The 18,602-nt window shown below is 57.8% G+C and carries 17 protein-coding genes and 1 pseudogene; 13 read left to right on the forward strand and 5 right to left on the reverse strand.

The window, feature by feature from the left end; all coding sequences use genetic code 11:
- Positions 1–164: 164 nt before the first annotated feature.
- On the reverse strand, positions 165–917 hold the full coding sequence (gene rutR / locus ACYASS_RS20420) for an HTH-type transcriptional regulator RutR (protein ID WP_463587456.1): 753 nt from the start codon (positions 915–917) through the stop codon (positions 165–167).
- Between the two features lie 428 nt (positions 918–1,345).
- Between rutR and rutA the strand changes: the two genes are divergently transcribed.
- The 5 genes from rutA (at position 1,346) to rutF (ending at position 5,093) form a co-directional block, all read left to right on the forward strand.
- On the forward strand, positions 1,346–2,428 hold the full coding sequence (rutA, locus tag ACYASS_RS20425; protein WP_463587457.1) for a pyrimidine utilization protein A: 1,083 nt from the start codon (positions 1,346–1,348) through the stop codon (positions 2,426–2,428).
- The gene (rutB, locus tag ACYASS_RS20430) at positions 2,428–3,168 is read left to right on the forward strand and encodes a pyrimidine utilization protein B (protein ID WP_463587458.1); all 741 of its coding nucleotides are present in this window, start codon (positions 2,428–2,430) and stop codon (positions 3,166–3,168) included. The genes rutA and rutB overlap by 1 nt, the downstream gene beginning before the upstream one ends.
- A 9-nt stretch (positions 3,169–3,177) precedes the next feature.
- Positions 3,178–3,561 carry a pyrimidine utilization protein C gene (gene rutC, locus ACYASS_RS20435; protein ID WP_095097126.1) on the forward strand — a complete coding sequence of 128 codons (384 nt, stop codon included), beginning with the start codon at positions 3,178–3,180 and terminating at the stop codon, positions 3,559–3,561.
- A 211-nt stretch (positions 3,562–3,772) separates the two neighbouring features.
- Complete coding sequence (gene rutD, locus ACYASS_RS20440; RefSeq protein ID WP_463587459.1) at positions 3,773–4,552, forward strand: pyrimidine utilization protein D; 780 nt, start codon at positions 3,773–3,775, stop codon at positions 4,550–4,552.
- A gap of 13 nt (positions 4,553–4,565) precedes the next feature.
- On the forward strand, positions 4,566–5,093 hold the full coding sequence (rutF, locus tag ACYASS_RS20445; protein WP_243248420.1) for an NADH-dependent FMN reductase RutF: 528 nt from the start codon (positions 4,566–4,568) through the stop codon (positions 5,091–5,093).
- 132 nt (positions 5,094–5,225) lie between these two features.
- On the opposite strand, the gene ACYASS_RS20450 is transcribed toward rutF, so the two are convergent.
- Positions 5,226–5,579, reverse strand: a complete 354-nt coding sequence (locus ACYASS_RS20450) for a hypothetical protein (RefSeq protein WP_243248421.1) — start codon at positions 5,577–5,579, stop codon at positions 5,226–5,228.
- Positions 5,580–5,801: 222 nt separating this feature from the next.
- Between ACYASS_RS20450 and ACYASS_RS20455 the strand changes: the two genes are divergently transcribed.
- Positions 5,802–6,494 (forward strand): hypothetical protein, encoded by a 693-nt coding sequence (locus tag ACYASS_RS20455; RefSeq protein ID WP_463587460.1) that lies wholly within the window; start codon positions 5,802–5,804, stop codon positions 6,492–6,494.
- Positions 6,495–6,657: 163 nt separating this feature from the next.
- On the opposite strand, the gene ACYASS_RS20460 is transcribed toward ACYASS_RS20455, so the two are convergent.
- Complete coding sequence (locus ACYASS_RS20460) at positions 6,658–7,167, reverse strand: YciE/YciF ferroxidase family protein (protein WP_463587461.1); 510 nt, start codon at positions 7,165–7,167, stop codon at positions 6,658–6,660.
- A 312-nt stretch (positions 7,168–7,479) separates the two neighbouring features.
- Between ACYASS_RS20460 and ACYASS_RS20465 the strand changes: the two are divergent.
- From ACYASS_RS20465 to ACYASS_RS20480, 4 genes and pseudogenes are all read left to right on the forward strand, one after another.
- A pseudogene (locus ACYASS_RS20465) lies at positions 7,480–8,568 on the forward strand (HAMP domain-containing protein); the annotation flags it as partial.
- Positions 8,569–8,697: 129 nt separating this feature from the next.
- Positions 8,698–9,426 (forward strand): methyl-accepting chemotaxis protein, encoded by a 729-nt coding sequence (locus ACYASS_RS20470; protein WP_463587496.1) that lies wholly within the window; start codon positions 8,698–8,700, stop codon positions 9,424–9,426.
- 129 nt (positions 9,427–9,555) lie between these two features.
- Complete coding sequence (locus ACYASS_RS20475; protein WP_463587462.1) at positions 9,556–11,670, forward strand: TonB-dependent siderophore receptor; 2,115 nt, start codon at positions 9,556–9,558, stop codon at positions 11,668–11,670.
- A 16-nt stretch (positions 11,671–11,686) separates the two neighbouring features.
- Positions 11,687–12,415 (forward strand): DUF4198 domain-containing protein, encoded by a 729-nt coding sequence (locus ACYASS_RS20480; protein WP_463587463.1) that lies wholly within the window; start codon positions 11,687–11,689, stop codon positions 12,413–12,415.
- A 174-nt stretch (positions 12,416–12,589) separates the two neighbouring features.
- Here ACYASS_RS20480 and ACYASS_RS20485 read toward each other — a convergent pair whose 3' ends face one another.
- Positions 12,590–13,750 (reverse strand): acetyltransferase domain-containing protein, encoded by a 1,161-nt coding sequence (locus tag ACYASS_RS20485; RefSeq protein WP_463587464.1) that lies wholly within the window; start codon positions 13,748–13,750, stop codon positions 12,590–12,592.
- Positions 13,751–14,002: 252 nt separating this feature from the next.
- On the opposite strand from ACYASS_RS20485, the gene ACYASS_RS20490 reads away from it, so the two are divergent.
- Positions 14,003–15,040, forward strand: coding sequence for an ABC transporter substrate-binding protein (locus tag ACYASS_RS20490; RefSeq protein WP_463587465.1), 1,038 nt, complete (start codon positions 14,003–14,005; stop codon positions 15,038–15,040).
- A 162-nt stretch (positions 15,041–15,202) separates the two neighbouring features.
- Here the strand turns inward: ACYASS_RS20490 and ACYASS_RS20495 are convergent, their stop codons facing one another.
- Entirely contained in the window at positions 15,203–15,958 is a 756-nt protein-coding gene (locus tag ACYASS_RS20495; RefSeq protein WP_463587466.1) for an IclR family transcriptional regulator, read from the reverse strand.
- 86 nt (positions 15,959–16,044) lie between these two features.
- Between ACYASS_RS20495 and ACYASS_RS20500 the strand changes: the two genes are divergently transcribed.
- A complete protein-coding gene (locus ACYASS_RS20500; RefSeq protein ID WP_463587467.1) occupies positions 16,045–17,574 on the forward strand; it encodes an MFS transporter in 1,530 nt (509 codons plus the stop codon).
- A complete protein-coding gene (locus ACYASS_RS20505) occupies positions 17,571–18,602 on the forward strand; it encodes an HlyD family secretion protein (protein WP_463587468.1) in 1,032 nt (343 codons plus the stop codon). The genes ACYASS_RS20500 and ACYASS_RS20505 overlap by 4 nt, the downstream gene beginning before the upstream one ends.

Below are 18,602 nucleotides of genomic sequence, written 5' to 3' on the forward strand. Positions count from 1 at the left end.
GATAGCAGTAACTGTGCCAGTCTTTGAATAGCTATACGTTTCAGATGGTTAGCTTTTCAGAGCGCTAAAAACAGATCAAATGGTCCAAAGCAGAGCACTTGGTTTGGGCGGGACGAGCACGAAAAGCGGGCATGGGCATTGAGGTGGGTCAATGGGATGGGCTTTTAGCGCGGGCGGATGCCGTTGAGAATCATCGCCTGCAGATTTTCCAGCGTCTGCGCAAAGAACACCGGATCATCAAGCGTCTTGCCAGTCACCGCATTGATCTGGCTGGCAAAGTCCGCATAGTGCTGAGTCGTGGCCCACAGCGAAAAGATCAGGTGATGCGGCTCAACCGGCGCCAGTTTACCCGCCTCTATCCAGCCCTGAATCACCGAGACCTTGGCCTCGACGATATCGCGCAACGGCTGCTCCAGCTCAGCCAGCATCAACGGCGCCCCCTGAACGATCTCCAGACAGAACAACCGTGACTCGGCAGGATGATCGCGAGACAACTCCAGCTTGACCCGAATGTACTCACTGATCGCTTCAACCGGATCCTGCTCCGCACTGAAGCCGCGCAGCGGTTTTAGCCAGACATCCAGTAGCTGTCGCAACACACTGGTGTAGAGCTCTTCTTTACTGGCGAAGTAATAAAGCAGATTGGTCTTGGACACATCAGCCATGTTCGCCACCTGGTCCAGGCTGGTGCCATGCAAACCGAAGCGGGAAAAAATCTCCAGCGCCGCATCCAGAATCGCCGTGCGCTTGCCTTCTATTAAACGCATCCGCCGATTGACCGTCGACGCACTGGCTTCGCGCGTCCCCTTGCCTTTGACCACAGGCTTGGCTTTGGCCTTGACCACAGCCGCCTTGGGCTTCACCACACGGCTGCGTTTGACTGATTTGGGAGGCGTCACTGGAGGTTGGTTGTTCACATTTACGACCGCGTCAACATTGAATACCGGGGCACTTTACCTCGGTGGATGGGGGCTGGGTAAAGCGTTCTCGCAGAAAACGCGAAACCTGTAGGGGCCAACTTGTTGGCGAGACGGAATGTCTGGCTGTGCAGGTCCAACGTCTCGCCAACAAGTTAGCTCCTACAGAAACCATGCCTGCCTCAAGACAGCGCGGCGTCAGGATACGGATCAAATCCAACTCTCTGCCCCGTCTGCGTGCACCACGCACAAACCAAGTGCTCTAATCCAGACCAAATGGTCTGAAAACACGACCACTCACCAACCAACCCTTTGTTTTAAAACAACAATCAAAAGCTGGCCTGCTTCATGCAAAACGGCTTGTGTAGCGTGCTGCCGGACTCCGCCGGGCGCACCGTTCATTGCCACCGCATGCAAGAGGCCTTCACATGGATATTGGAATCTTCATCCCTATCGGTAACAACGGCTGGTTGATCTCCAGCAACGCGCCGCAGTACATGCCGACGTTCGAACTGAACAAGACAATCGTGCAGAAGGCCGAGCATTACGGCTTCGAATTCGCCCTCTCGATGATCAAACTGCGTGGGTTCGGCGGCAAGACCGAGTTCTGGGAACACAACATGGAGTCCTTCACGCTGATGGCGGGACTCGCCGCTGTTACCAGCCGCATCCACCTGTTCGCGACGGTTGCGACCCTGACCATTCCACCGGCCATCGTCGCGCGCATGGCGTCGACCATCGATTCGATTTCCAATGGGCGGTTTGGCGTAAACCTGGTGACAGGCTGGCAGAAGCCGGAATACGAGCAGATGGGTATGTGGCCGGGAGATGACTTCTTCTCGACGCGCTATGAATACCTGGCCGAGTACGCCCAAGTGCTGCGGGACCTGTGGAGCACCGGGCACAGCGATCTCAAAGGCAAGTACTTCACCATGAACGACTGCCGCGTCAGCCCTAAACCTCAAGCCGACATGAAGCTGATCTGTGCAGGCCAGAGCGAAGCGGGCATGGCCTTTTCTTCGCAATACGCCGACTACAACTTCTGTTTCGGCAAAGGCGTGAACACCCCGATGGCCTATGCGCCGACCGCTGCAAAGCTGATCGAAGCCAACGAGAAAACCGGCCGCAACGTCACCTCATGCCCACTGTTCATGATCATCGCCGATGACACGGATGAAGCCGCCCGCGCCCGCTGGGAGCACATCAAGGCGGGTGCCGACGAGGAGGCGATTGCCTGGCTCAGCGATAAAGGCTCCGCCGACAAGAGCCCCGGTTCGAACATGCGCCAGATGGCCGACCCGACGTCAGCAGTGAATATCAACATGGGTACGCTGGTCGGTTCATGGGCCTCGGTGGCACGCATGCTCGACGAGGTCGCGACCGTGCCGGGCACCCAAGGCGTGATGCTGACCTTCGATGACTTCGTACAGGGCGTGGAGGATTTCGGGCAGAAGATCCAGCCGCTGATGACCAGTCGCCAACACATCAATCTGCTCAAGGAATCTGCCTGATGAATGCCCTCGCTCCCGTTTCAGGCTATCTATCGCCAGACACCAACGAGCCCGCCCGCCAATTGAAGGCAAGCCCGGAACCGCTGAGCATGAAGGCCAGCGAAACAGCTCTGATCGTGATCGATATGCAGAATGCCTATTCGACGCCGGGCGGTTATCTGGACCTGGCCGGGTTCGATGTGAGCACTACCGGCCCGGTGATCGCCAGCATTCAGAAAGCGTTGATCACTGCACGCGCTGCGGGCATGCCGGTAATTTTCTTCCAGAACGGCTGGGATCCGGAATACGTCGAGGCAGGCGGCCCGGGTTCACCCAACTGGCACAAGTCCAACGCGCTGAAAACCATGCGCAAGCGCCCCGAGCTGCAAGGCCAGCTATTGGCCAAAGGCGGCTGGGACTATCAATTGGTGGACGAACTGCAACCACAGCCGGGCGACATCGTATTGCCGAAAACCCGCTACAGCGGCTTCTTCAATACCAGCTTCGACAGCGTGCTGCGCAGCCGTGGCATCCGCAATCTGGTGTTTACCGGCATCGCCACCAACGTCTGCGTCGAGTCAACCCTGCGCGACGGTTTCTTCCTTGAATACTTCGGTGTCGTGCTGGCCGATGCCACGCATCAGGCAGGGCCTGCGTTCGCTCAGCAGGCGGCGCTGTTCAACATCGAAACGTTTTTCGGCTGGGTGTCCAGCGTTGAAGATTTCTGCAGCACTTTCACCCCACAAACGACCACTCTCTGAGGAAAACCCATGACCAAGAAAGCGATCATTCCTGCTGGCACCACCAAGCCAATCGCCCCATTCGTTCCAGGCTCCATGGCTGACGGCGTGCTGTATGTATCTGGCACCCTGCCCTTCGACAAGGACAACAATGTGGTGCATGTCGGCGACGCGACGGCCCAGACCCGCCATGTGCTGGAGACCATCAAGAACGTGATTGAAACCGCAGGCGGCACCATGGACGACGTTACGTTCAACATGATCATGATCAAGGACTGGGCCGACTACGCGAAGGTCAACGAGGTCTACGCCGAATACTTCGCCGGGGAAAAACCTGCGCGCTATTGCATTCAGTGCGGACTGGTGAAGCCCGAAGCGCTGATCGAGATTGCCAGCATCGCCCACATCGGCTGATTTCTCCGGGTGTAAAGCTGGCCGTATCGGATGGCAAACATTGGACCTGTAGGAGCTGCCGAAGGCTGCGAAGCATTCATATAGGCATACCGCGATCGCAGCCTTCGGCAGCTCCTACAGGTCCGACGTTTGCCGCGAAATCGAGGCTCAACATTGATGAGTCCCCTCCCCATAACAAACAGGCACATGAGCGTCTGAATTGGAGCCTTGCATGCATTACGAAATCCTCGGCAATCAGGCAACTGACGCGCCGACACTGGTACTGAGTTCAGGCCTGGGTGGTTCGGCCCGATTCTGGGCACCGCAACTGCCGGTGCTGACTGGGCGCTATCGGGTGGTGGTTTACGATCAGGCCGGAACTGGCCGCAGCCCGGCGACCCTTGCCGAGGATTATTCGATTGCGACCATGGCCACCGAATTGCTCACACTGCTCGACCGTATTGACGTGCAGCACTGTCACTTCATCGGCCATGCGCTGGGTGGACTTGTCGGACTGGAACTGGCTTTGCAACGGCCGCAACTGTTGCGAAGCATGGTCCTGATCAACGCCTGGAGCAGTCCAAACCCACACAGCGAGCGCTGCTTCGCGGTGCGCAAGAACCTGCTGCGCGACACTGGCCCCGCTGCCTACGTGCAGGCACAGGCGCTGTTTCTCTATCCCGCAGACTGGATCGCCGGGCACAGTGCCCAACTGGCCGAAGACGAAGCTCACGCACTGGCGCACTTCCCCGATATCGATAACCTGCTACGCCGAATTGCCGCGCTTCAGGCCTTTGATGTCGAAGGTCAGTTGGCGAACATCAACACACCCACGCTGCTGATCGCTAACCGCGACGACATGCTGGTGCCATGGCAACGCTCGCAACACCTCGCCGATACGCTGCCCGCCGGGCAGTTAGCGTTACTTGAATATGGCGGCCATGCGTCCAGTGTCAGCGACGTCGAGCCATTCAATCGTGTTCTTCTCGACTATCTGGCCAGACAGGCCTGAGCGGAGATATCCCATGCAAGCATCCGAACTTCTCGCGGTCGCCCAGACGTTGCTGCCAATCCCTCAACAGGATTACCGCAATGCGATGGCCGGACTGGCCGCAGCCGTCAATGTGATCACCACTGACGGCCCGCACGGCCGCTTCGGGTTTACCGCTACCGCAGTGTGCAGCGTCACCGATACCCCGCCGACGCTGCTGGTCTGCCTGAACCGCTCGGCGTCGGTCCACGCGGCGCTGACGGCCAACGCCACACTGTGCGTTAACACCCTGACCTGTGAGCAGCAAGACCTGTCCAGTCTGTTTGGCGGTAAAACGCCGATGGCCGAGCGGTTTGCTGCGGCGCAATGGGAGTCCTGGGTCACCGGCTCGCCGGTACTTGAAGGTGCTGCCGCTTCCTTTGATTGCAAGGTCAGCCAGACCGTCAGTGTCGGCACTCATGACATTCTTTTCTGCGAGGTTGTAGCGCTGAGTCGACAGCAGGATGCCGCGGCGCTGGTCTACTTTGATCGGGGATATCACGGGTTGAGTGCAGTGGGGTGACAGTTATCTTTATCCGCCGCATAACCGGTAGGAGGCAACTTGTTGGCGAGGCTTTTTACCCTGTGTTAACTCGGCTAAGGCCTCGCCAACAAGTTGCCTCCTACCAGTAACGTGTTTCATCTGAAAATGCTGTCATTCAACGCGCTTGATCGATACCACTTCAAAGTACTTGTACTTCTCTTTCGCAGCCGCCTTGCGGGCCTCTTGCTCGGCGTCAAAGGTGCTCAAGGTTTTGGCTTCGTGGACAAACAGTGTTTCCTCGCCTTCAAACTCTTTGGTCACCCTCAAGGTCACCAGCAAAGCCGGGGACAAGCGTTTGGCTTTCGGGCGCGGCGCCGGGGACGGTGCTTTGGCAACTGGCGCAGGCACAGGCGTCTGAACCGGTTCGGGCTTGACCTCTTGTTCTACAGGTGCTGGTGTCGCCGGTGATGGAACATCCAGCCCCAGCGCTCTGCGCATATCGTCTTCAGTCAAGCCTGTGCTCATGTGCAACTTTCTCTGTTGGTCAGTGATTCAAGGGCGCGATGATCAACAGCTGCGGGGGAAAACACAAGTACAGCATTGTACGGTTTTGCTAATGCTTGTCTAAAACGCGCGAAATAGACCACTCGGGCATTGGTCCGTGACAACAGGGCTTGCGTCCACTAGATTAAGCGCCCCGAAAGGCCAGTGACTTTTCGCGCCTCAAACCTGAAATAGTGAAATTCAATGCTTGATTCCCAGACAACTGAATCCGTGACCTCCTCCAAGCTGGAGTACGAAAACTCCATCGGTCTTTCACAGCATGTGCCTCAGGCCAAGACCATCAGCGAGATGGTGCTTGATGCATTCCAGACCGCCAAGGAAAGCGACGAAATCCGTCAGCTGCGGGCCGCGATCCGCCAGGCCCAGGACGATTTCGACGACGACAAAGCCTACGAACTGATGGGCGAACTGAAACGTCTCAAGGACGCCGAGGCGGCCGACAGCGCAGCGTTGGCCGACCTGAGCACGCAGTTCCCGATCAGCCGGATCCTGTCCAGCTATAAAGACGATCCTGCCTTTCAAGAGTTGGTCTACAGCCTGGCTCTCAAGGTGCTGAACCAGACTCATCAGGCGATCAGCAACCCGAGCACAGGCAAAAGCAAGGTGGCCCGCGCCAAGAAAGAAGCCGAGGTCTACACCATCAGCAAGGACGGTCAAAGCGTCAGCCTGCCTTTGCGTACGCCGCGCTCCAACCTGAATGTCGACCGTGAAGCCTTTGAATTCCTCGGCTTCACTTTTGTTGGCGAAGGCGACGAAGCTGCCCTGCAGAGCGAGACATTCACCGATAACGAAGGCAACGAGTTGCCGGTCAACCGCAAAAATGTCGTCACTGCGCTGCAACAGGGCAAGGCGTTTGAGGGTTACAGCATCGCTTGATAGAGGATGTATCTCATCAAACATTGACTTGAAACACCCCCGCCCTGTAGGAGTGAGCTTGCTCGCGATTGCAATTGATCAGTCAAAAGAAACTCGCCTGATTAATCGTTATCGCGAGCAAGCTCACGCCTACAGATGCTCGTTTCCTGCGAGACGACGCGCTCTACGACGCTATCGTCGCCGCCTGATTTCCGCCCTGCTCGGCAATGGCCGACAGCTTTTCATCCGCAGACTTTTCCTCTGTCAGCGTCTCGGCCAGTAGCTTGGCAGCATCTTTCATGCCCAGCTGTTTCGCCATGGCAATCAACGTGCCGTAGGCAGCGATTTCGTAGTGCTCGACCTTCTGGCAAGCACCAATCAATGCCGCATCCAGCACCTCACCTTTTTCGATCTCCTCAAGCAGTTCCTTGCTTTCCTCGACCAGCCCTTCCATCGCTGCGCATTTCATGCGTTTGAGCTTGAGCTCGCCCTGCTCCACCAACTGATCGATACGTTCGATCTGCCCGTAGGTTTCCTCCAGGTGCGCTTCAAACGCCTCCTTGAGCAGCGGATTGGTTGAAGCCCGCGCCAGCCGCGGCAAGGCTTTGGTGATCTGCTTTTCGGCGCTGTAAACGTCGGACAGCTCATGAATGAACAAGTCGGCAACGGTCGTTCTGGTGTTTGTCTTGGCCATGTCGGCACCTCGTCAATCGGTTATGGATCGTCTTTGGATTTGCGGACGTAAACCGCTGCGAAAACACCTGAATGACGCAACCGTCAGTTAGGTGGAGTAGTCCGCATGAGAGACGTTCAGACCATCGCGATTCAATGCCGACGAAATGCGCGAGTCGGTTATCGACATATCGTGTGAAGACCTTCAAGAACCCCTGCGCCTAGCCGATAGCCGGGTTACCACAACAATAAATTCGCAACACTACTGCGTGCCTGCCAAAACTGACCCGGGGTTTCACTCGGGACGTGAGCCAGAACTGCAATCGGAGCATGGATGAACATCAAACAGAAACTGACGTGGGCGTTCGCGGTGATCGCGTCTTTGCCGATCATCGTCGTGGCCAGCATCGTCATCATCAACCTGCGCAGCGACGCCACTGATGGCTTCTCCGACAGCAGCGGTCGCGAAATACGCCAGGTCGCCAACGCGATGCAGCTGTTTTTCGACGGGATCAGCCAAAACGTCGAATACCTTGCGGCCAACCCTCTGGTGACCGGTGCAGGCAATGGCCTCAAGAGCTACATGACCGCTGATCAGCAGAATGCTCCCGAGTCTGAGATCGACAAAAGCATCATTGCCCTGTTCAACCGCCTGGGCGTCAGCCACCCGGCCTACTCCTATATTTCCTACGGTCTGGCCAACGGCAGTTATGTGCCATGGCCTGAAGGGCAGAAATTCGGTGACTACGATCCACGCGTCCGCCCGTGGTACAAGGCGGCCCTGGCCAACCCGGGCAAGGTGGTGCGCAGCGACGCCTATTACTGGGCGGCTGACGACGCGGTCATGGTCAACACCGGACGTACTATCACCAACGCACTGGGTAACCCCGGCGGTGTAGTGGGTATTGATGTGACGCTCAAGCAACTGACCAGCATCGTCAAGCAGATCAAGCTTGGCGAAAGCGGCTACCTGATGCTCCTGGAGAAGAACGGCAATATCCTGGTTGACCCGCGCAAACCCGAACACAACTTCAAGAAAATCACCGAGCTGGGTGACGGTTATGCGGACCTGGCGAAAGTCAGCAACGGGCTGGTCGAAGTGACGCTGGATGGCGAACGCTACATGGCCAACGTGTTCCCTTCCGATCAGTTGGGCTGGAACTTCATCGGTCTGATCAAACAGGAAGAAGTCATGGGCTCGGCCACCCGCCTGACCTGGCTGATCGCGGTTATCGCCGCCGTATTAGCCGTGATTTTCGCTATTGTCGGGGCCAGCTTCGCTTCGCTCATCGTGCGCCCTATCCGCAGTGTGGCCAGCGGTCTGGAAGGCATTGCCCAGGGTGAAGGCGACCTGACTCATAACCTCGATGTGCGCGGCAACGATGAAACCGCCCAGCTCGCTAACTGGTTCAACAAGTTCCTGGCCGCGATCCGCAACCTGATTCAGCATATTGGTCTGGCCGCCAACAAGATTCTCGACACCTCCACCAGCTCGACTCAGGTCTCGAACAACATGGCCGATGCGGCCGGACGTCAGCGTGAAGCGGTGGACATGGTGTCCACTGCATTCCATGAAATGGTCGCCACGGCCAACGAAGTCGCCCGCTCCTGCAGCCAGGCCGCAGACTCGGCAGACAACGGCCAGCGGCAGGCCCGCGAAGGCCAGCGGCAGATCGACGATGCGGTGAGCAGCGTTGATCAGTTGAGTTCTGAACTGTCCCAATCTGCCACCGCCATGGTGCAGCTGGAAAAAGACAGCAACGCCATTCAGTCCATCCTCGATACCATCCGCTCCATTGCTGAACAGACCAACCTGCTGGCCCTCAACGCAGCCATCGAAGCGGCCCGTGCCGGTGAGCAAGGTCGTGGTTTTGCGGTAGTTGCCGACGAAGTCCGCGCACTGGCCAAACGGACTGCGGACTCCACCGCCGAGATCGACAACCTGCTAGGCACCCTCGCCCGCCGGACTTCATCCGTGACGCAACAGATGAATGCCAGCCTTGCCGTGTCGCAGCAATCGGTCGAGAAAATCGGCCAGGCGCGCAGCAGCTTCGGGCAGATCCGTGAGTCGGTAGACGTGATCCGCGACATGAATACCCAGATCGCGACCGCTGCTGAAGAGCAGCACCACGTGGCGGAAGACATCAACCGGCACATCAGCCAGATCCATGGCGATGCGCAGTTGGTGGCCGAGCTTGCCGAATCGGCCCGCGCCGACTCACGCAGTCTGGCCGCTCTGTCCAGTGAGCTGGACGGTCTGGTCAAACGTTTCCGGACTTGATTGATGGCGGCAGGTCGAAGAAGCCCTTCGACCTGCCGCAACATTCAGAAACATCCAGACATAAACACAAATAGAAATAATTCCCGATAGAGACGTTATACTATAACGAATCTATAAGGAATGTCAGAAATGCCCCCTCGCAAAATGGCCTCATTCGCAGGCCTCGCTTTTGGTCTTTTGGCCGACGCCAGCTACGCAGAACAAACACCGAATACCTATGAACTCGACGCCCTCACCGTCAATGCCGATTCAAACTATGAAACGGCAACAGGCCCGGTCAGCGGCTACCGTGCCACCCGCTCCGCCACTGCGACTAAAACCGATACCGCGATCAAAGACATTCCACAATCGATCAGCGTCATCCCCGCCAACGTGCTCAAGGATCTGGGCAGTCATAACGTGGAGCGCGCGCTGGACTATGCCGGTGGCGTATCGAAACAGAATAACTTCGGCGGCCTGACCCTCTACGAATACAGCATTCGCGGCTTCACTACGTCCGAGTTCTACAAAGACGGTTTCAGCGCCAACCGTGGTTATCCGAGCACACCGGATGCCGCCAACGTCGAGCGCATCGAAGTGCTCAAAGGCCCCGCTGCCAGCCTCTATGGCCGTGGCGATCCGGGAGGCACAGTGAATATCGTCACCAAGAAACCTCAGGCCGACGCCTTCACCACCCTGCAGACCAGCGCAGGCAGTTGGGATCGCTATCGCACCGCGCTGGACGTCAACGCCCCGCTCAACGACGACAAGAGCGTGCTTTCCCGAGTGAACCTCGCGGTGGAAGACAACAACAGCTTTCGCGATCACGTCGAAAGCAAGCGGGTTTTCGTTGCCCCGACGTTCAGTTGGCAGTTGAGTCCAGACACGTTTCTATCGGTGGAGACCGAGTTTGTCCGTCACAGCTCGACATTTGACCGAGGCATCGTTGCGCCCAACAACAAGTGGAGCGGCATGTCCCGGCGAACCTTCCTCGGTGAACCCAACGACGGCGACATTGATAACGACAACAACATGATCCAGGCGGCGCTGGAGCATCGCCTGAATGACTTCTGGTCTCTGCGTCTGGCCAGTCATTACAAGGAAGGTGAGCTGTCCGGTTACGCTTCGGAAAGCCGCGCACTGAATGCCGATGCTCAGACAGTCAACCGCCGGTATCGCGAACGCGACATGAATTGGCACGACAGCATTACCCAGCTTGAACTGCGTGGCCTGGTGGACATCGGTAGTTGGGAGCACCAGCTGTTGATCGGCACCGAGTACGAGAACTACCGCAAGAACGAGCGCGTGACCACCACCGCAGGCAGCCCATATGCCATCGACATCTACCAGCCGGTTTACGGCCAGCCCAAGCCCAATGGTGCGCGCTCCGGCACGGATTTCTTTGAGCACGTCGAAAGCCAGGCGCTGAACCTGCAAGACCAGATTGTCTTCACCGACAAACTGCGCGGGATGATCGGTGCGCGCTTCGAACACATTGAGCAAAGCACGGATGACTACACCCGCGACGTCACCAATAAGCAGCGCCATGACGAACTGACCTATCGCACCGGCCTGCTCTATCAACTCACGCCGCAAATCGGCCTGTTCGCCAACGCCTCAACCTCGTTCAAGCCCAACAACGGAATAGACACCGCAGGCAAGAGCTTCAAGCCCGAAGAAGGCGTTGGCTACGAGGCCGGGGTCAAGACCGAACTGTTCGACGACCGCCTGAGCGCCACCGTCGCCGCCTTCCATATCGAGAAGGAAAACGTATTGGCGCTTGATCCGGGGACTGACTCAAGCCGGGCCATGGGCAAGGCCCGCAGCCAAGGTGTCGACCTGCAATTCACCGGACAAGTCACCGACGCGGTGCGGGTCATTGGCGCGTTTGCCTACATCGATGCCGAAGTCACCAAAGGCGATACAACGATTCCGACAGGCAGCCGCATCCTTGGCGTGGCCAAACGCAGCGGCAGTCTGCTGGGCGTCTACGAATTCCAGAATGGACTGCTCAAAGGCTCGGACGTGGGCGCCGCGTTTACTTATGTCGGTGATCGATCCGGCGAGGCAGGCACAAGCTTCGAACTGCCTGCTTATCAGACCGTCGACCTGCTGGCGCATTACAAGGCGACCGAAAACGTCACGGTTGGCCTGAACCTGAACAACCTGTTCGACGAGAAATACTACGAGCGCTCCTACAGCAACTATTGGGTCGCCCCCGGCGAACCCCGCAATTTCACCGTCAGCCTGACCCTTAGCCTCTGATCAACAAGGACTTACCATGCACGTTACAAAAACTATTCTGGCCCTGAGCCTGCTCGGCGCCTTCTCCATTCAACAGGCCAGTGCCCATGGCCTGTGGACTGAAGAACGTCGCGGCAACATCGAAGTGGTTTACGGCCATGGCGCCGAGGACAGCAAGTTCAAGGCCGAAAAAGTCAGCGGCGCCTGGGCCTACGACATCAACGGCAAGATGATCCCGGTGACCGTCGAACGCCTTGCCGACCATGCGCGGCTACAACCGTTGAGCAGGCCTGCAGTAATGTCCGTGGCGCTGAACAACGGCATGTGGTCGCAGACCGCCGACAAGAAGTGGACCAATGAAGGCCGCACCAAAGTCCCCGGTGCGGTCACAGCCTTGCAGACCTTCAAGTACAGCCTGGCGATCTACGAACCGGGCGTGAAGTTGCCGACACTGAAAGGCTTGAAACTGATCATCATGCCACTGGCCGACCCGCTGAGCGTCGGCCCTGGCAAAGCGCTGCCGGTACAAGTACTGCTGGATGGCAAGCCATTGGCCGGGATCAAACTGATCGGCGACTACCGCAGCCAGCCCGATGAAGTCAGCGCAACCACTGATGCCCAGGGGCGGGCCAATGTTGTGGTGCGCAACGAGGGCCTGAACATCATCGCCGCCGAAACCGTTGTGAAAGTCAGCGGCAATCCGGACATTGATGAGCAAGGGTTGTTTACTTCGCTGACGTTTTTGGGTGAGGCGCATCACGATTAAACGCATAACAGTTTGAGTTGAAATGCAATTCCATGTGGGAGCCGGGCTTGCCCGCGATAAGGCTGGGCGCGATCTAAAGTGAACCGCGTCTAGCCTTATCGCGGGCAAGCCCAGCTCCCACAGGGGCATTGAATTCCCTCGTCCCACCGAGATTGCCGACCGGTGGAAAAATTCTCAGAAATACTTCAACCAAGCGATGTCCTTACGCCGCGCCTTGAAGCTGGCAAATGCCTTCACAGCCGGGAACAGTGCCACTGCCAGCAACACCGAGCAGAGCCACACCGCGCCCACTGAATCAAAGCCAAAGTAATTGCCTTTGTTCGTGCCCCAGATCGCCACGGCAATCAGGTACAGAATTTTCAGCACATACAGGTGCAGCAGGTAGAAGAACATCGGCGCAGCGCCGAATACCAGCAACGGCTTGAACCACGCCCGCCCTGCCGCCTTTTCGAACCAGACCAGCAACAACATACCGATGCCCAGCGTCAGGCTGAGGAACAACAACGATGGCGGGTACTTGGTGATGTTGAAGAAACTCATCAGCGTCTGCACGCCGGTCTCACCGATTGACCAGGGCTTCTCGCCGTAACCGTTAACCAGACGCAGCAGGAAGAACAGCACCAGCAGACCCAGGCCTGCCAACATCAGCCGGTTTTGACGCTTTCGAGAGTCTGCCGTGGAAGCGAACCACGGGCCCGCCGCGTAACCCAGGGCAATCACACCGATCCAAGGCAGCAGCGGATACGACGTGCGCAGACGCAGGCCATCCCAAGGCACCAGCCAACCGCGATCATGCAGGATCGCCCACGGCACATACATCGCCGACTCCTGGGTGAAGTGCAGCGTATCCAGCAGGTTATGCCCGGCAATGATCGCCACACCGATCACCGCCAGAGCAGGTCTTGGCAGTTTTACCAGGATGGCCAGCGCCACCATGCTCAAGCCGATGGCCCAGATCACCTGCAGGTAAACCGTGGTCGGCGGGAACTGGAAGGTCCAGGCGAAGTTGACCAGCGTGACTTCCAGGGCAATCAGGAACAGCCCGCGCTTGAACAGAAAGCCCGACACCTCGCTCGCCCCGTGGCGCTCGCCATAGAGGTAAGCCGACAGCCCGGTGAGGAAGATGAACAGCGGCGCACACAGGTGCGCCAGCGTGCGGCTGAAAAACAATTCGGGCGGCGTGGTCGTCACGTCCATTGGGTCTGAAACCTGCAGATGCAGGAGGAAGGTTTCCCGAACGTGGTCGAGCAACATGAACAGAATGATCAGGCCGCGCAACGCGTCGATCGATTGCAATCGAGTGGAAGCCTGAGACTTCGAAGGGAGGGTCGTCATTGAAAAGCTCATGGTGAGGGATTGGTGCCAAAACGGATAAGAAACAGCAATTGGCTGAATGCTGCAGGCGTTGAAAATGGCTATCAATGTTATGTTATATCAACATTTAAGACAATTACCCGGGCATTTGCCCCGGGCTAGCGAGGGATGATGACCTAACGTTATTCACTAATGTTATTTAAATAATTTTTCTTATACCTATATCGTCTGCTCATCGTTTACATCTTTCTTTGTTCAACGCTGGAGCACGGCATGACAAACATCTCGACGCGTCGCCCTCGACTTTCCCGGCTGGCCAGCTCACTGGGCCTGGCCGCCACGCTGCTGACCGGCAGCTTTGCCATGCCGACCGCTGCCCAGGCCGAAGGGCAACTGCGCATCGCCGAGCAGTTCGGGATTGTTTATCTACTGCTCAACGTGGTGCGCGATCAGAACCTGATCGAGAAACACGGCAAGGCGGATGGGGTGGACATCAAAGTCGACTGGACCCAATTGTCGGGCGGCGCGGCCGTCAATGACGCACTGCTGACCGGTGCTGTGGATATTGCCGGCGCGGGTGTCGGGCCATTGCTGACTATCTGGGACCGAACCCACGGCAAGCAGAACGTCAAGGCCGTGGCTTCGCTGGGTAACTTCCCTTACTACCTGGTCAGCAACAATCCGAACGTGAAAACCATCGCTGACTTCACTGAAAAGGATCGCATTGCAGTGCCTGCGGTGAGCGTTTCGGTTCAGTCGCGTTATCTGCAATATGCGTCGGCCAAGCTCTGGGGCGATGCGGAATATGCCCGTCTGGACAAATACACCGTCAGCCTGCCACACCCTGATGCCGCCGCAAGCATTATTGCAGGCGGCACCGAACTGACCGGGCACTTTTCCAACCCGCCATTCCAGGAGCAGGAAGTAGCCGCCAAAGGCGTGCATGTGGTGCTTAACACTTACGACCTGCTCGGCCCGAATTCGCCGACACTGCTGTTCGCCACCGAGAAATTCCGCAACGAGAACCCGAAGACCTACAAAGCGTTCATTGAGGCGCTGAGCGAAGCTGAAGACTTCATTCGTAAAGACAAAGGCGCTGCGGCAGACACTTACATCCGTGTCACCAAAGCCAAAATTGATCGGGATGCATTGCTGAAAATCATCGACAACAAGGACTTCGAGTTCACCATCACACCGAAGAACACTTACCCACTGGCCGAATTCCTGCACCGGGTCGGCGCGATCAAGAACAAGCCTGCTTCGTGGAAGGACTACTTCTTCCAGGATGCCAAGCCGTTGCAGGGGAGTTAAACAAACTTTATCGGTAGGCTTGCGAAATCATCCGCCTGACCGCTAATCAACTGTAGGAGTGAACTTGTTCGCGAGGCGTCAGCATGGCCAGTATCGTCATTGGCTGAGACACCGCTTCGCCAACAAGCTGGCTCCTACAGGAAGCGCAGATGCAATGCCCCATCACTCAACACCCCGCAACCCACTCATCAACTCCTCCCGGCACTTGAGCAGCGCTTTCTCGATGCTTTCCCTGGCCTGGGCAATTCGCCAGGCCGGGCCTGCCACGTCAATAGAGTAGAAACCCTGCGGCGTCTGCAGACTCACGGCCACCGACGCCACGCCCTGGGTATGTTCTTCATTGCCGAACGCGATCCCGGTTTGCCGGATCTCATCCAGTTGCTCAAGCAGCAGCGGCAAGGTCAGGGTATTGGCTGTCAGCGGTTTGATCTTGCGGCCGATCAATTTGACCACTGACTCATTGTCCATTCGGGCCAACAAGGCTTTACCGCCGCCAATGCCATAGATGTTGAGGATGCCGCCGGGGCCGGAAGAAACCCTCAGGGAATGGCTCGACACCACGGTGTGCAAGATCAACAGCTCAGCTCCCGCAGCGCTGGACAGTACGATCGTCTCGCCGGTTTCTACCCCCAGCTTTTCAAGGTATGGCCGTGCTTTCTGCACAATATCTACATGGCTATGAGAAGCCAGACGCATCAACGCCGGGCCCAGGCAAATGCCGCCTCGCCCGTGCACTTCCAGCAACTCCTCCAGCGCCAAGGCGTCCACCAGTCGCTGCACCGTGGAGCGAGGCAACTCGCAGCGTTTGGCGATCTCCCCAAGGCTCAAGCCGGCAGGCTCTCCTTCGAGGCTGCGCAGGATCGCCGCTGCCCGGGAAATAACCTGCACGCCGCCGCGATCTGAATCCGTTATCGTCATGGACACACCTTGTCATAAGTACCACTGATTGATACAGTGTACCGCCTTGCAGTTAAAAACTGAAACACCTCAGCAGGATTTTTTACGTGTCAGCGCCTTCCCCTCCGCCCTCTCCGGCTCCCTTTACGCTCCGTCTAGCCCTGGGTCTGATCGGCGTGCTGATTGCTGCGCTGACTTCCGGGATTAATGATCGCGTCACTGATATCACACTGGCCGACATTTTAGGCGTGTATGGCCTGGGACACGATGACGGCACATGGGTCAGTTCGGTCTACGCGGCGGCGGAAGTTTCGGCCATGTTGCTCGCCCCCTGGTTTGCAGTGACTTTTTCTCTGCGCCGCTTCGCTATTGTCGCGACGTTCGCGTTTACCTTTTTCGGCGCCATCATTCCCTTCGCGCCCAATCTGGAAAGCCTGGTGACTCTGCGTCTTTTACAGGGCATGGCGGGCGGTGCTCTACCACCGTTGCTGATGACTGCAGCACTGCGATTTCTCCCCTGGCATATCAAGCTGTACGGTTTGTCCGCCTACGCGCTGACGGCAACTTTCGGCCCCAACCTGGCCATGCCACTGGCTGCACTCTGGACAGAAGGCGTCGACTGGCGAATGGTGTTCTGGCAGATCATCCCTTCCGGGCTGATCGGTGCGGCGCTCATAGCGTATGGACTGCCGCAAGACCCGTTGCGTCTGGAGCGCTTCAGACAAGCCGACTGGCGCGGAGCATTGCTGGGGGTCAGCGGCGTCTCCATGCTGATCATTGCCCTGACGCAGGGAGAGCGTCTGGATTGGCTCAACTCGCCACTGATCAGCTTCCTGTTACTGGGCGCTGCGGTGTGTCTGCCCGCGTTTCTGATCAACGAATGGTTTCATCCGCTGCCGCTGTTCAAGCTGCAACTGCTCAAGCGTCGAAACTTCAGCTATGGCTTGATCACGTTGTGCCTGTTTCTATTCGTCGGGCTGGCGGGCAGTGCAATTCCAGCGTCTTACCTGACTCAGATCCAAGGCTATCGTCCGCTGCAGACCATGCCCACGGCGTTGATTATCGCCTTGCCGCAACTGCTGATTGCCCCGCTGGTGGCGCTGGTAATCAACCGCAACTGGGTCGACTCGCGCTATGTAATTGCCTTCGGTCTTGGCTTGCTGACCCTCGCCTGTCTTGGCGGCTCGCAGATCACCAGCGAATGGGTTCGTGATGACTTCTACCTGCTGCAATTGCTCCACACCTTTGGGCAGCCTTTGGTGGTTGTGCCATTGCTGATGAATGCAACTGGCGTGATTCAACCGCTTGAAGGCCCGTTCGCATCGTCCATGGTCAACACGCTGCGCGGGCTGTTTTCGGTGATTGCCGGGGCTGCGCTGGAAAACTTTGTCACCCATCGTGAGCACTTCCACTCCAACGTCCTGCTGGACGGCGTGGGCACAAGGCTGCAGGGCCTTGAGCCCTTGCACAGCATGCAGAGCACCGCTGCGCTGGCTCGGCAGGTCAAGGAACAAGCCTACGTTTTGAGTTTCAGCGATGCCTTTCTCGCATTGCTGGCCGTCATCGGCGTTTTGCTGGTCATTCTGCTGACCCTGCCCAAGCGCGCCTATCCACCGCAACCTCCGGTACCGTCATGAAACAGCACAGAACCGCCCTCTCCCTGGCCTGCGTCGCCGTCATCGTTTGCGTGGCCTACATCGGCTATCGCCTGATCAGCGGCGGTACCGTGCAACATACCGATGACGCTTATATCCGCGCCGACTCGGTACTGGTTTCGCCACGTCTTTCCGGGCAGATCATCAGGATCGCCGTAGAGGACAATCAGCGGGTCAAAGCCGGTGATTTGCTGGCTGAAATAGACAGCGCTGATTATCGGGTCGCGCAATTGTCGGCCAAAGCCAACGTCGAGGCGGCGTCCGCGCAGATCCAGAACCTGCAGGCCAGTATCGAACGCCAAAAGGCGGTCATTGATCAGACCGCTGCGACCACCCGCGCCACCGCTGCGTCCCTCAAATTTGCCCAGGAAAACGCCAAGCGCTACCTGAACCTCTCCAACGCCGGTGCAGGCACTCAGCAGGAACGTCAGAAAGCAGATGCAGAGTTGCTCGGCTGGCAGGCCGCGCGTGACCGCGATGAAGCCTCGCGAGTCGCCGCGTCGAAAAGTCTGGATGTGCTCAAAGCGCAACTAGAAGTCGCCCGGGCAGCGTTGGCTAAAGACGAGGCGGCTTTGCAACAGGCTGACCTGAACCTGTCCTATACGCGGATCACAGCACCGCAAGACGGCATGATTGGCCAGCGCTCGGTACGCGTCGGCGCCTATGTTTCGCAAGGCCAGGCGCTAATGGCCGTGGTGCCATTGCAGGACGCCTTCGTGGTGGCCAACTTTCGCGAAACCCAGCTCGCTCACATGCAGCCGCAGCAGAAAGTCGAACTGACGGTGGATAGCTTCCCCGACCATCCATTCAGCGGCTACGTCGACAGCATTGCCCCGGCAACCGGCGTCTCGTTCTCGCCCATTGCGCCGGATAACGCGACGGGTAACTTCACCAAAGTGACCCAGCGGTTGCCGGTGAAAATCAGGTTCGATGCCGATCAGCCGGATCTGCAGAAGCTGCGGATCGGTATGTCGGTCGTGGCGCGTATCGACACCGCGCAGGAGCATTGA

Source organism: Pseudomonas sp. HP_14 (assembly GCF_055283875.1).